The sequence below is a fragment of the Comamonas piscis genome (assembly GCF_014109725.1).
Taxonomy (GTDB): domain Bacteria; phylum Pseudomonadota; class Gammaproteobacteria; order Burkholderiales; family Burkholderiaceae_C; genus Comamonas; species Comamonas piscis.
The window spans coordinates 1,337,327-1,351,172 of the sequence record NZ_CP058554.1 but is presented as its reverse complement, the minus strand read 5'-3'; the positions used below and the strand labels follow the sequence as shown (position 1 = coordinate 1,351,172).

11 protein-coding genes are annotated in these 13,846 nt (G+C 63.9%); 6 read left to right on the top strand and 5 right to left on the bottom strand.

Annotated features, from left to right (window positions below):
* Positions 1 to 16: 16 nt before the first annotated feature.
* The 5 genes from HS961_RS06050 to HS961_RS06030 all read right to left on the bottom strand — a co-directional run bounded on the left by HS961_RS06050 (position 17) and on the right by HS961_RS06030 (position 9,168).
* Entirely contained in the window at positions 17 to 1,873 is a 1,857-nt protein-coding gene (locus tag HS961_RS06050; protein WP_182326850.1) for an Hsp70 family protein, read from the bottom strand.
* Positions 1,874 to 1,876: 3 nt separating this feature from the next.
* Positions 1,877 to 2,551 carry a DUF2760 domain-containing protein gene (locus tag HS961_RS06045; RefSeq protein WP_182326849.1) on the bottom strand — a complete coding sequence of 225 codons (675 nt, stop codon included), beginning with the start codon at positions 2,549 to 2,551 and terminating at the stop codon, positions 1,877 to 1,879.
* A 237-nt stretch (positions 2,552 to 2,788) separates the two neighbouring features.
* Positions 2,789 to 4,942: a TonB-dependent receptor family protein gene (locus HS961_RS06040; protein ID WP_182326848.1), complete on the bottom strand. Its 2,154-nt coding sequence runs from the start codon at positions 4,940 to 4,942 to the stop codon at positions 2,789 to 2,791.
* A gap of 84 nt (positions 4,943 to 5,026) precedes the next feature.
* Positions 5,027 to 7,345 carry an ATP-dependent DNA helicase gene (locus tag HS961_RS06035; protein WP_182326847.1) on the bottom strand — a complete coding sequence of 773 codons (2,319 nt, stop codon included), beginning with the start codon at positions 7,343 to 7,345 and terminating at the stop codon, positions 5,027 to 5,029.
* Positions 7,342 to 9,168, bottom strand: coding sequence for a VRR-NUC domain-containing protein (locus HS961_RS06030; protein WP_182326846.1), 1,827 nt, complete (start codon positions 9,166 to 9,168; stop codon positions 7,342 to 7,344). The genes HS961_RS06035 and HS961_RS06030 overlap by 4 nt, the downstream gene beginning before the upstream one ends.
* A 248-nt stretch (positions 9,169 to 9,416) precedes the next feature.
* On the opposite strand from HS961_RS06030, the gene HS961_RS06025 reads away from it, so the two are divergent.
* The 6 genes from HS961_RS06025 to HS961_RS06000 all read left to right on the top strand — a co-directional run bounded on the left by HS961_RS06025 (position 9,417) and on the right by HS961_RS06000 (position 13,536).
* Positions 9,417 to 9,953 carry a hypothetical protein gene (locus tag HS961_RS06025; RefSeq protein WP_182326845.1) on the top strand — a complete coding sequence of 179 codons (537 nt, stop codon included), beginning with the start codon at positions 9,417 to 9,419 and terminating at the stop codon, positions 9,951 to 9,953.
* The gene (locus HS961_RS06020) at positions 9,950 to 10,444 is read left to right on the top strand and encodes a hypothetical protein (RefSeq protein WP_182326844.1); all 495 of its coding nucleotides are present in this window, start codon (positions 9,950 to 9,952) and stop codon (positions 10,442 to 10,444) included. Before HS961_RS06025 ends, HS961_RS06020 begins: the two co-directional genes overlap by 4 nt.
* A 55-nt stretch (positions 10,445 to 10,499) precedes the next feature.
* Positions 10,500 to 11,126, top strand: a complete 627-nt coding sequence (locus tag HS961_RS06015; protein WP_182326843.1) for a superoxide dismutase — start codon at positions 10,500 to 10,502, stop codon at positions 11,124 to 11,126.
* A gap of 53 nt (positions 11,127 to 11,179) precedes the next feature.
* Positions 11,180 to 12,124, top strand: coding sequence for a ZIP family metal transporter (locus HS961_RS06010; protein ID WP_238347810.1), 945 nt, complete (start codon positions 11,180 to 11,182; stop codon positions 12,122 to 12,124).
* Between the two features lie 530 nt (positions 12,125 to 12,654).
* Positions 12,655 to 12,975, top strand: coding sequence for a hypothetical protein (locus HS961_RS06005; protein WP_182326842.1), 321 nt, complete (start codon positions 12,655 to 12,657; stop codon positions 12,973 to 12,975).
* 174 nt (positions 12,976 to 13,149) lie between these two features.
* Positions 13,150 to 13,536 carry a hypothetical protein gene (locus HS961_RS06000; protein WP_182326841.1) on the top strand — a complete coding sequence of 129 codons (387 nt, stop codon included), beginning with the start codon at positions 13,150 to 13,152 and terminating at the stop codon, positions 13,534 to 13,536.
* The last annotated feature ends 310 nt before the right edge of the window (positions 13,537 to 13,846 follow it).

Genomic DNA, 13,846 nt, shown 5'->3' with positions numbered 1-13,846 from the left:
AACAGAAGAGCGCTGCTTACTGCTCAGCCGCGGTCTGCGCCCGCACATCCAACTCCACCTTCCAGCGCTCGCTGCCGCCCACGGGCACGGCATTGAGCTCCAGGGTGCCGATATCGGTCACGCGGGCATGCAGGGTGACGGGGACGACCTCGCCATTGGCGCGGCCTTCGGCGGGTAGGTTCAGCTCAATCTCCTGCAGCTCCAGCAGCTCCTCGGGGCCCCAGAAGTCGAGGATGGTGCCGACGGTATCGCTGCGGCGTACGCTGGAGCCGAAGAAGCGCATGCGCACCGGCTCGCCAACAACCAGGCCGAACTCCTGCGTATCGAGGGCTGCCTCGCTGCCCTCTTCCATGCCAAACGGTGCCAGGCACAGCGCAGACATGGGGGGCTCCATACCGGGGATGGCAGGCATGTTGGACTCGACGCCGACATAGTAGGACTGCGCGGTGCCGCCACGGATGCGGACACCCCGGCCTTCGCGCACATGGCCGTAGTAGGCAGCGCCACGGGCCACAGCCAGGTCCAGATTGGCACCGTCCAGCAGGCGCGCGGGGGCGGCGCCTTCGGCGGCCAGCCAGCTATTCAGCACATCGGTGATGCGCTGCTCGATCTGCGGTGCCTTGAGCACGCCGCCATTGAACAGGATCGCAGTCGGGTGCAGAAAGCTCGCGCCTTCAGGCTGGGTGCCCTGCAGGCCGTCGATCTGCTCGGCAACACCGGCCTGGCGCGACAGGAAGGCGGCCAGGTGGCGGGTGACGGCGGCATCTTGCGCATAGGGCAGACCCAGCTGGGTCAGCGCGCCACGCGCGCGGCTGATGGGCTTGTCGCTCACAGCGACTTGCGGGAAGAAGCCTTCAACCAGAGTGGCCAGCACTTCGCTGCGGGTCACCTCCGTGCGGATGCTGCCGCCGATCAGCTTGCTGCCCCGGCTGGGCACCACCACAGGTACGGATTGCAGCGCCTCATCGGACAGCAGCTGCTCCTTGGCGGCGCGGCAGCCATGGGCCAGCGCGCGGGTTTGCCAGGCGTCGAGCTGCTTGCCCTCTTGCGCCAGCTTGCGCGCCACGGCATAGGCCAGGGCCAGGTCCATGTTGTCGCCGCCCAGCAGGATGTGCTCACCCACGGCCACGCGCTCCAAGGCCAGATTGCCATCGCGCTCCAGCACCGCAATCAGCGACAGATCAGTGGTGCCACCGCCCACGTCCACGACAAGGATCACATCGCCGTGCTGCACCTGCTTGCGCCAGTCGCCACCGCTGGCCTGGATCCAGCTGTAGAGCGCGGCTTGCGGCTCTTCCAGCAGGCTCAGCTTTTGAAAACCGGCCGCCTTGCAGGCCTCGGCCGTCAGCTCGCGCGCGGCCGGGTCAAAGGATGCGGGGATGGTGACCGTGATGTCCTGCGCATCAAACGGTGCCTCGGGGTGGGCCTGCTCCCAGGCCCAGCGCAGGTGCGACAGGTAGCGGATCGAGGCGGTGAGGGGCGAGATGCGGTGCACCTCGGCTGGGGCATCGGCCGGCAGCAGGGGGCTGCGGCGGTCCACCCCCGGGTGGCACAGCCAGCTCTTGGCGCTGGAGACCAGGCGGATCGGCGTGGCCGCACCGCGCGAGCGGGCAAACTCGCCGACGACAAAATCCTGCTGGGCGCCCCAAGGCAGGGCGATGTCGGCAGCGCTCAGCTCACTCTCATGGGGCAGGTACAAAAAGGACGGCAGCAGCGGGCGTGCCTCGATGCTGGCAGGCGCCGTGAGCTGGGGGATGGCCAGCACATGCTGGACCAGGTTCTCGCCATCGCTGGCGCTTTTGTCGACATAGGACAGCGCGCAGTGCGTGGTCCCCAGGTCGATACCGATGCTGAATTGTGCGGGTGCTTGCATGGTTTACAGCTCCACCTCGGCCTGGGCCAGCACTTTGGCTGCCGCCGTGTTGGTCAGCTGGGGCAGCTTGACCTCCGTCACCTGCCAACCCCGGTGGCCCAGGGTGCCGGTGAACGGGGCCTCGCCCACGACATTGCCGGTCAGGCGCACGGCAGCGGCATCAAAGCCGGCCTGCAAGGTTATGCGGCTGCCTTCGGCCTCGGCACGCACGGGGGTCAACGCAAAGTGCTCGCGCAGCACCTTGCGGCAGCCTTCATGCACCACACGGGAGGCGGCGCCAATCTCGGCATCGGTGTAGGGCGCTACGTCTTCCTGGATAAAGTCGACAAAGCGGGCCTCGCGCTGGAGCAGGCCCAGCAGCTGCAGCGCAGCGGTCTCGGTGGGCAGTTGCACGGTCTTTTCAACGACCTTTTCGACCAGCTTTTCCACCGGTACTTCAACCCGCTTTTCTACCGTCTTCTCAACGATTTTCTCGACCGGCACCTCGATGCGGACTTCGACGATCTTTTCGACCGGTACTTCGACGCGCACTTCCTTCGGTGGCACATCGGCTGCGAGGCTTTCGCCGCCACGCACGCGCTGCACATCAGCGGCCAGGCGGCCATTGCCGAGGATCGCAAAAAAGCTGCCGATCGCAATGGCGATACGGCTCAGAAAGGAAGGGGGGGTGTTGTTCATGGAGGCACCAACAGACAGCCGCCAGGGCGCGGGGGCTGCGGGGCCAGGGCCGGGGCAGCTGCAGAGCGCAGGCGGGTGGTTTCAAAAAATGGGGTTTGCGGCAAGCGCTGGGGACAGCTGCTAGAGCTGGCGGCCAGCCCGCAAAACCGGGGATTTTACCGGCTGCCCCTATGTCCCCGCGCCATGCACCAGCAAGCCACAGCAAGCCTGGAGCGCTGGCGGGGCGGAGGTGAGTGCTTAGAACTGGTACGTCACGTTGACGCCACTGGCCCAGTTGCGCCCCATTGCGCTTTCAAAATAACGCTGGTTGCCGTCATTGACGATGACCGAGCCGATGTAGTTCTTGTCGAACACATTGTTGACCCGCGCAAAGGCGGCCAAGGTCCAGCGCGGGGCGATCTGTGCGCGGTAGCCCAGGCTGAGGGCTGTGGTGGCATAGCCCGGGGCGGCCTGGGTGTTGGCATCGTTGGCCTGCACATTGGAGCTGGCCTGCACACCCATGCCGACGGTCCAAGCCGGCGCAAAGTGCCAGTCCGCACCCAGGTAGGCGTTGTGGCGGGCCAGGCCGGGCAGGCGCTGGCCGGCCATGCCGCTGCCCGAATCCTCGCGGAAGCGCGCATCCAGCCAGGTGTAGGCGGCGCGCAGCTGCCAGTCGCGCATGAGGTCCAGCTGGGCCGACAGCTCCAGGCCCTGGCGCCGGGTCTTGCCGGCATTGCGGTAGGTGGTGCGGCCGCCAGCGCTTTGGTCGGTCACTATCTCGTCACTGCTGTGCGACTGGAACAGCGCCGCGCTCCAGAGGCCACGCAGCGCATCGCCACGCAGCTGCTGGCGGTAACCCAGCTCCCACTGCGTGCTGCTGGTGGGCCGCAGATCGGTGTTCAGGCCCGAGCCGCTGTTGCGGTAGGACATCTCGGTGATGCTCGGCGTCTCAAAGCCGCGCCCCACGCTGGCATAGATGGTTTGCTGCGGGCTGAGCTGGTAAGAGAGCGAGGCGACAGGCAGCAGCTTGCTGTGGCGGCTGCTGCCGCTGTCGTCACCATTGCCGGGGGTGATGTAGTAGTCGTCCGAGCTGAAGCGCACCCGGCTGTAGCGCAGGCCGGTATCCAGGCTCCAGCGGGGCGCCAGCTGCCAACGTGCCTGCACAAACGGGTCGGTGCTGCTGACCTTGTTTTTCTCATCCCGGCGCAGCTGGCCGCGCACGCCCAAGGTGTCGCCGACAAAGTTCTCGTAGCCCTGGCGGTTTTCCGTCATCTGCTGCAGATCCAGCCCCGCGCTCAGCTGCAGCGGCACGATGCTGTCGAACTCGCCCACCCAGACCAGGCGGGCGCCGGCGTAGTCGCGCGCCATGTCGATCACGCCGCCGGCATGGCCCGGCGCCAGCTGGGGCGCTTTGGGGATGGACTGGTACTGCAGCATGCTGCGGTGGCCGTAGTAGGCCGACAGGCTCAGGCTTTGCTGGGCATTGATGCGCAAGTCATAGGTGGCGCCCAGCTGCTGCTGCTCCAGCGATTTGCGCGTGTTGTACTGGTCGGCCACGCTGCTGGCCTGGCGCGGATCGGCCTGCCACTGCGCCATCGTCAGGCCCTGCGGGTCTTGCGCATCGCCCCGGGTGTGGTTGGCCACCAGGGTCAGCTTGTCGTCATGCGCCAGCGGAATCACCAGCTTGGCATTGAGCAGGTTGCGGTCTGCCGCGCTGTGCTCGCGGTAGCCATCGGTCATAAAGCGGCTGGTGCTCAGCACATAGCCCATGCCTCCCTCCGTCTGGCCGCTGGCCTTCAGGCTGTAGCGCTGCTGTCCATCGCTGCCCACGCTCACGCCGGTTTCCAGCTTCAGGGGGCCTTGCGGGTCTTCGGTGTAAAAGCTCAGCACGCCCCCCGAGGCATTGCCGTACAGCGCCGAATACGGGCCGCGCAGCACCTCCACCCGCTCCAGGCTGGAGATATCGACATTCGAGGTCTGGCCCTGGCCATCGGGCATGGTCGCCGGTATGCCGTCGACATACAGGCGCAGGCCACGCACACCAAAGGTGGAGCGCGCGCCATAGCCACGCACACTCAGCTGCAGATCCTGGGCGTAGTTGTTGCGGTTGTTCAGGGTCAGGCCGGGCACGCTGCCCAGCGCTTCGGACAGGTTGACCTGCATCTGCCGATCCTGCAGCTCGCGGCCTTCCACCACATTGGCCGAGGCCGGCAGGCGCAGCAGATCGGCCGTGCCGACTGCCGAGCGCACCGACACGGTAGGCAAGGTGGCCTCGGCAGCGGGTGCCTGCGTGGCGTCAGGGGTGGAAGGTGTTGCTGGTGCAGTTTGCGCAGCGGCGGACAGGGCGCACAGCAGCGCAGCGGCCCCGGCCACAGGGCTCAGGGGCGAGAAAGAAAAGACTTGGATCGGCATAGAGGCCCGTATTTTCTTACAGCGCCTCAAGTGATGGGAAATTTGGTACAGAAACCCCTAACACCCTCTGAGACAAACGCTGCGCTACAGTTTTTGCGGCTCCCACCAGCTTGGCAGCAGCGCACGCACCTGGGCGCGGTGAAAGCGGTCATCGATCAGCACCACCACGCCCCGGTCGTCCTCACTGCGGATCACCCGCCCGGCAGCCTGCACCACCTTGCGCAGCCCCGGGTAGAGGTAGGTGTAGTCATAGGCCTTGGCGGCGCCAAAGCGCTGCGCCATGGCCTGCTGCATATGCGTGTTGATGGGGTTGATCTGCGGCAGGCCCAGGGTGGCAATAAAGGCGCCAATCAGCCGGTTGCCCGGCAAATCCACCCCCTCAGAAAAGGCACCGCCCAACACGGCCAGGCCAATGCCCTGCCCCGCCTCATCAAAGCGCGCCAAAAAGGCGGCGCGCCCGGCGTCATCCATGGCGGAGGTCTGGCAGAACAGCGGCAGCTGCGGGTGCAGGCGCTGCATGCATTCGGCGGCGCGCTGCAAATAATCAAAGCTGCTAAAAAAGCAGAGGTAGTTGCCCGGCTGGCGGGCAAACTGCGCTGCCACCAGCTCGGCAATCGGCACCAGCGACTGCGCCCGGTCCTGGTAACGGGTGGAGATGTGCCCCGCAATCTGCACCTGCAGCTGCGCGGCCTGGAAGGGTGATGCCACCTCTACCCACTGCGTGGCGGGCGGCAGGCCGAGCAGATCCTGGTAGAAGGCTTGCGGCCCCAGGGTGCCGGAGAACAGCACGGTAGCGCAGGCGGCGGTATGGCGCGCGGCCAGGTGCGGCGCGGGCACCACATTGCGGATGCAGAGCGTAGACATGGGCCCCCGGCGGCCGGACGCCGCGCTGCTCCACAAACTGGTATCAAACAGCGCATGCGGCCCTAGCTGCTCGGCCAGGTTCAGCCAGGACAGCGCCTCCAGGTAAAAGCCCAGCACCGCATCACCGGGCAGCATGGGGCTGTCGCCCTGGGCCTGGGCAATGGCGGCCACGGCGCGCTGCACGGCGCCCAGCAGGCCGGGCGGCAGCTCGGGGTAGACCTGGTAGTCCTGCCCGCCCTCTTGCTGGGCCTTGTTCAGGGCAGTCCATTGGCGGTTCAAGACATCCAGCGATTTCTTGACCGGGCCGGTCGCCGCCTTGCGCGCCGCTGCCAGGGTGTGCTGCGGCAGCTCGGCCGTGTACATGCGGCGGGCGCGTTCGAGCAGGTTGTGGGCCTCGTCTACCAGCACCCCTACCTTCCACTGGTGGGCCTGGGTCAGCGCATACAGCATCGCGGCGCTGTCGTAAAAGTAGTGGTAATCGCCAACGACCACATCGCTCCAACGCGCCAGCTCCTGCGTCAAGTAATAAGGGCAGACCTGGTGCTGCAACGCCAGGCTGCGCACCTTGTCGGGCGTCAGCATGGGCTCCTGCGCCAGGGCCTGGGCGCGGGCCGCTGGCAAGCGGTCGTAAAAGCCCTGGGCCAGCGGGCAGGATTCGCCATGGCAAGCCTTGTCCGGGTGCTCGCAGCTTTTGTCGCGCGCCTGCAGATCCACCACGCGCAACGGCACTGCGCCCGTCTGGCCCTGCAGCGCCGTCTGCAGCAGGCCCAGTGCATGCAGGGCCAGGCGGTGGCCGGTGGTCTTGGCCGTCAGAAAAAACAGCTTGTCCAGCCCCTGCTCTGCACTGGCCTTGAGCATGGGGAAGATCGTGGCCACCGTCTTGCCAATGCCGGTGGGCGCCTGCGCCATCAAACAGCTGCCGCCGCCCGTCTGCAAGCCTGCCTGCGCGGTGCGGTACACCGCCACCGACAGCGCCCGCTGCCCCGTGCGGAACTGCGCAAACGGAAAGCGCAGCGCAGTCAGAGCCGCATCCCGTGCGCTGCGGTGCGCGGCCTCGCTGCGTGCCCAGTCCAAAAACAAGCGGCATTGCTGCTCAAAAAACGCCTGCAGCTCGGCGGCGCTGTAGGGCTCGGCCAGCACGGTCTCTTGCTGCGTGCCGACGTTGAAGTAGACCAGCGCCACCTTCAGGCTGGGCAGGCCCCGCTCCAGGCACAGCAGATGGCCGTAGACCTTGGCCTGCGCCCAGTGCAAGGCGCGGTGGTTGTCGCGCACGCTGTCGATCTGGCCCCGGTAGGTTTTGATTTCTTCGAGCTGACCCAGGCCCGGGTCAAAGCCATCGGCGCGGCCGCGTACTTGCAGGTCTTCATAGCTGCCTGCCAGGCGCAGTTCCGCCTCATAGCCAGCGCCCCGGCGTGCGCGCACCAGGCCATGGCCTTCAATGCCTTCCAGCGCCGATGGCGCGGGCGTAAAGCGCAAATCCAGATCGCCCGCACGGGCAGTGAACTCGCACAAGGCGCGCACCGCCACGGTGTAGCTCATGCGCCCGCCTCGCGCCACTGCACATGGCAGACGCCCACGGGTATGCCATGGGCGGCGCAGTACTCCAGCCAGCGGATCTGGTTGTCCTGCAGCTTGTCGCCCGGGCCTTTGACCTCCACCAGCTGGTAGCGCCGCTCCAGCGGCCAGAAACGCACCAGGTCGGGGAAGCCCGTGCGGTTGGCCTGCAGGTTGCCCAGCAGGCGCTGGAACAGCAGCTTGAGGTGGGCCGCCGGTATGCAGGCCAGCGCATGCGCCAGCAATGCATCGGTCAACGTGCCCCAAAACACAAAGGGCGACTGCAGCCCGGCCTTGTCGGCAAAGCGCTGGCGGATCACCTCGGCATAGCTGCCGTCATCGAGCATGGCCAGACAAGCGCCAAACAGCGCTGCACGCCGCGCGACAAAATCGGGCGCATACACATCGGCCGGCCCCGCCTGGAACGGATGAAAAAACGCCCCCGGCAAAGGCGCAAAAATCGCCGGCCAGCACAGCAGGCCAAACAGCGAGTTGATGAGTGCGTTCTCGACATAGAACACCGGCGCATCGTCGCGGTGCCAGTGGTCGCGCAAGGCGTATTCCACGGCCATCAGGCGCAGGCCTTCGGGGGCCTGCGTTGCCCCTGCTGCTTCCATGGCCTCGATGGCTTCACCAGCGCGTAAGGCCGCTTCCAATGCGGCCGCGTCGCTCAGCGCATCCATCGCCGCCATGCCGTGCGCCATACGAGGCAAGCGCAGCACGCGGTCCAGCGCCACATCCTCGCGCAGTTGGGCCACCTCGGGTTTCAGCGCGCGGCGGCTGGCGCTGCGCTGGCCCAGGTGGCGGCGCAGGCGCGGCAGCATGCGGGCCAGGCGCTGGCTTTCCTCATCGCTCTCGGGCTGCTGCGCAGCGGCGCTGGCGAGGGCCAGGGCCTCGTCAAAGCGCTCCATGCGTTCTAGCACGCGCATGCGGCGGTGGCGTGCGCCCGGGTAGGGGCTGGCGGCATAGGCCTGCTCGGCAAGGGCCCAGCTTTGGCTGCGCTCGCAGGCCTGGCCCAGGCGCAGCAGCACCTTGGCATGGCGCTGCTGCAGCCAGGGGTTGGCGCTGCGCCAGGCGGCCAGCGCGTCCATCAAGGCCTGGCGGTCTTCGTCCTCATCCACCGCCTGGCGCCACTGCTGCAGCTGGCGGTAGCCCTGCACATCGGCACGGTTCTGGAAGGCGCGCGACTGCGCATCAAAGGCCACCGTCTCGTATTTGAAGATGCCCAGATCGGCCAGCACAAACTCTGACCAGTCCTGGTGCAGATTGCCAAAGAACATCAGGCGCAGGCCTTCGGCCAGCTCGCCGACCGTCACGCGCCAGGCGGCATGCTCGGCTTGCGGGTGCCAGCGGTGGTAGGGCTGCAGCTGCTCTTGGGCTTCTTGCTCGGAGCTTGGGTCTGACGGCTGCGCCCATTGCGCAAGCTGGGCCAGCATGTCGGCCTTGCGCAGCGAGCGCGCCAAACCGGCGTTGGCAAATATCTGCAGCAGCTCGGGCTTGGTGTGCAGCGCAAACAGCTCGGCCAGGGCCATGTCGGCATCGGCATCGATCCAGCCCAGCGCCAGCAAGGGCTGGGCGGCGGCATGCACATCGGGGATCTCGTCGTAGACCAGCTTGTCCGCGCGGAACCAGGGCCCGCGCCGCATCAGCATGCGCACCATCAGTGCCTGCGACTGCATGGGCGCTTGGGCAAAGTCCGCCAAAAACTGCTGTTCTCGCGCATCCAGCACATCGCCATAGCGCTGCCCCAACCACTGCAGCGCGCGCTCGAAGTTATGCAGGTAGTAGTAGCGGTGGGGGGCCAGCATGGGGATGGATGCGGTGGGTGTGAGTGATAGCTTATCTGTATTTTTATACAGTCATTCTATCGAAGGCCGCATCGCCCCTTCCGGCCGTATGGCTCGCTCAACTGATAGCCCTATTCCACTGCTAACTGGCAGGCCATATACAAATGAGTTTGCGAATAGAAACGATTCTCATTTATTATGTTTTTATTTGACCTTGCCTTGATGCCGAGCAAAGTGTTTTCCGTTTATCCCGTGGAGGCGAGCCAACCGTGCCAAACCCAGACAGTGACATCCACCCGTTGGTGCAGGAGCACGGTGTGATGCTTCGCCACTATGCGGCACTGCAAGCCCGTTGCACGGCCCAAGTCGATGCTCTGCGCGCAGAGGTCGAGGCGCTGCGCGCCCAGGTCACGCAGCTGCGGGCCCAGGTCATCATGCGCGACAGCGCCCTCATCTGGGAGCGCGAGGACCGCTTGGTACACCTGTCGACCATCGCCAACCGCGCGGCCGTCACGGCAGTGCGCCGCTGTGTGGACCCGGCCGCGACCATGGAGGTAGTGGCCGCACCCCAGCCCCCACCCGATGCCTATCTGCAAGAGCTGGGCCAGCATGCCACCAACTTGGTGATCTGCCAGACCGGCTGCATCAGCCACGGCGGTTACTGGCGCGACCACGACCAGTGCAAGCGCCTGGGCACCACCTGCCTGCTCGAAGACCCCAAGGCCTTTGCCCCCACAGAAACCGCCAAGGCCTCGCATGCCTGGGTGATGACGGCGGCCAGCGTGCCCGCCAAGGAACTGCCATGAGCTCGCGTTTTCCGTCCTCAGTATCGGGCCCGCTGCTGCTGCGCGAATGGGAGCGCCTGACCCAGACCGGCGTGGAAGCCAGCCGCGACAACCGCCCCGAGCAAGCGCTGGCCTGGCACGAGCATGCGCTGCGCGTGGCGCACCAGCTGTTCCACGATGCACCAGCAGGCGTCTGCGCCGATGACCGCCTGGCCGCCTTTGTGGTGGCGCACCTGAACCTGGCCGACTGCTTCAACACCTTGAGCCAGCCGGTATCGGCCGGCGAGTGCATCAACTGCGCGCACCACCAGCTGCTGGCCCTGACGCGCGACGACCATGCCAGCGCCGATCTGCGATCTGCTGCCTGCAAGCACCTGCACCACACCTTTGCCGCCTTGACCGAGCACCACAACCGCTGCGCCGCCCGCGAGCGCGAGGATGCGATGGAGCGGCAGGCCCACAGCGTTCCCATGCCTTCGGGCAACCCGCCGCCGGGCACGCTGCTGCACTGACAGCCGCCGCACCGGCATTGACCCACTGTTCTCCACTCAACGACTAACACACGATATGTCCTATACCCTCCCCAAGCTGGCCTATGCCTACGATGCCCTGGAGCCCAACATTGACGCCCAGACGATGGAGATCCACTACAGCAAGCACCACCAGACCTATGTGAACAACCTCAATGCGGCGCTGGAAGGCACGGAGTTCGCCAACCTGTCGATCGAAGCGCTGGTGGCCCAGGTCGAATCGCTGCCCGAGAAGCTGCGCCTGCCCGTGCGCAACAACGGCGGCGGCCATGCCAACCACAGCCTGTTCTGGGAAGTGATGTCCCCCACCGGCGGCGGCCTGCCCCAAGGCGATGTGGCCAAGGCCATCGATGCCGACCTGGGTGGTTTTGACGCCTTCAAGGATGCCTTCACCAAGGCCGCACTGAGCCGTTTTGGCAGCGGCTGGGCCTGGCTGACCGTGACCCCTGAAGGCAAGCTGGCGGTGGAAAGCAGCGCCAACCAGGATTCGCCACTGATGAAGGGCATTGGCTCGGGCAACACCCCCATCCTGGGCCTGGATGTGTGGGAGCACGCTTACTACCTGAAGTACCAAAACCGCCGCCCTGAATACATTGCCGCTTTCTACAATGTGGTGGACTGGGCAACCGTTGCCCGCAAGTACGCCGCAGCGCTGGGCAAATAAGCCATCTCCCTACCGAGCACGCGAGCACGCACATGACCCCAGGCGACCAACCAATGGATATGGACAACCAGCCCGATCCGCGCGATGACACATCGCGCAGCACCGCCAGCCCCGCGCCCAAGCAGGCGCTCAAGCTGCGAACCCGCATCGGTCTGCTGATCTGTGGTTTGGGGGTGTTCGCGCTCGGCGCGCTCATCTGGGATGGCCTCAAAAACGAGCCCTCCGTGCGCAGTGCGCTACTGGGTGGCTGCATGGCCGCCTTGGCCACTGCCCTGGGCACCCTGCCCGTGCTGCTGGCCCAACGCCCGTCTGAGCGCACACGCGATACCTTGTTTGGATTTGGCGCCGGCGTGATGCTGGCCGCCTGCGCGTTCTCGCTGGTCATCCCCGCACTGGATGCCGCACGCGCCTCGAATATCTTTGGCGGCAGCGCCTGGGCTGCTGGCGGTGTCGTCGGCACTTCCATCCTGCTGGGCGGCATGGCCCTGCTGATAATGGACCGCCTGCTGCCCCACGAACATTTCATCAAAGGCCGGGAAGGCGCCAGCGCCCAGCAGCTGCGCCGCACCTGGCTCTTTGTGTTTGCGATCATCCTGCACAACCTGCCTGAAGGCCTGGCTATTGGCGTGGGCTATGCCGGCAATGAAGGCATGCGCGCCAATGCGCTCGCTATCGGCATCTCCATCCAGGATGTACCCGAAGGCTTTGTCGTCGCCGCCGCGCTGCTGGCCGTCGGCTACAGCCGAGGCTTCTCCGTCCTGCTGGGCATCGCCTCCGGCCTGGTCGAACCCCTGGGCGCCGTCGCCGGAGCCGCCATCATCGGCAGCTCCGCCCTGCTCCTCCCCTGGGGCCTGGGCTTCGCCGCCGGCGCCATGCTCTTCGTCATCAGCCACGAAATCATCCCGGAATCGCACCGCAAGGGGCATGAGTTTTTTGCGACTACGGGGTTGATGGTGGGGTTTGTTTTGATGATGGTGTTGGATACGGCGCTGGGGTGAAGGGTGGGTAGCACCCTTATCCATAGTGCGTGTCAACTCTTCACAAGGCATGCTACCGCTTAGCAGCTGCTTGCAGTCATTGCCGCTGTGTGTGGCTGCATCAAGAGATATTGGGCTCTGTCAACTGGGATGCCGGATGTCCGCTGTTGATGCCTTTGAGTACTCGCTGTCGCCCCAGAGCGGCCATCCAACGAAAAGCTCCAAAGCCGTCATTCATTCAAGCTCATACAACGTACCATCTAACAAACACTCATACCCCTTTTACATGAAAGTGCCCGGTGCGCAGGCTATAGTGTTTGTAACAAATTCGCTCACAAACATGATCTAGTACCATGTGGCGCGCAGCAGAGGAGGGAAGTCGGAATTGATGATTAAATTTTGTAATTTATTATCCAGAATACGTGCCATCGAACTAGCTTACAACCAGGCCTTTTCCGCGTTTTTGGATGCCAATTTAAACCAAATGCGCCGGATATGGCCTGCGGCTTGATGCGGTCTACATTACGTCATAAGCAGATAGGAGAATTAAAATGCAAAACCCAAAAATTTTAGGCCGGATGGAAGAAGAGGATGATGATGACGTTGATGAACGAGCATCTACGACTCTTTTCACCGAAAAATCAGCTTCATATGAAGCCGGCGCTATCGGTAAGGTTACTGTTGCAGTATTCAAAAGCAATGACATGGAAGACCGCGGAGGGCTAGTACTGCGTATTACATTGGAAAATCAGGCTTCTTCCTTCGTCCCTCATTCCAAAAACTTGGAAAATGGGATTGAGCTTCATATGGCTGGCGATGCTGAAGCTGCTAGCCTAGTGCGAGCTTTAAAGGAAGCGCTGGCATCTATTTAAACCTCTACTGCTTTGACTCATTATTCCAGCCGGCCGTCTACGGAGGCGGCTGAATTTCTTAGTCAAGCGTCATAAAACATGCCTCTAAGCGTCCGTCTCAAGTTCTGGCTTTTCGAGCACTACTGGTGGATCCTAATCATCGCGGTCGCATCCGCCATCTGCGCCCTTCTCGCAATGAAAGAACAAGTAGCAACCATCGCAACAGTAGTTGGAGCCCTTCTTTCGGTTGCGTACTTTCTTCAGAAGCAAAAGCTTGAAGAACTCCGCGTATTCCGTGAAATCTTTAAAGAGTGCAACGCTCGATACGATGTCATGAATGAGGATATCGCAGCCATAGGACGAATGGCAATCGCTGATCTGACGGAGAAAGAAAGATCGAAGGTAATTGACTACCTAAATCTTTGTGGTGAGGAGTATCTGTACTTCAAACGCGGCTACATCGAACCCAGCGTTTGGCAAGCCTGGAACAACGGAATGAAGGCGGCTGCCTCGGCACAGAGCATTCGTAGCATCTGGGACGCAGAGAAAAAAACTGGTTCCTACTATGATCTTCCTCTTTGATGCTAAAGCTAATGCCTAACCCTTCGTCGCCCAGCAAGCCGGATGCAACCTCTCATGGAAACGTTATATGTCAGGGAAGGAAATATGAGCGCCTAGGAGGACTTTCTCTACGAGATTCAGCTTCACCTTGCAACTCTGGAGGAAACCGGCTGCGTCTGCCCTTTCTTTCATGGCCACGTCGATGCAAGATGGAACTTGCTTTCATCAGCGACGGCTCATGGCCGATAGCACACCTTGCTGGACTGTTCTATAGCTCTTCGTCAAAGTATCGCTAGATATACGGCACGCAAGTGCATCGGCAATCCATCCC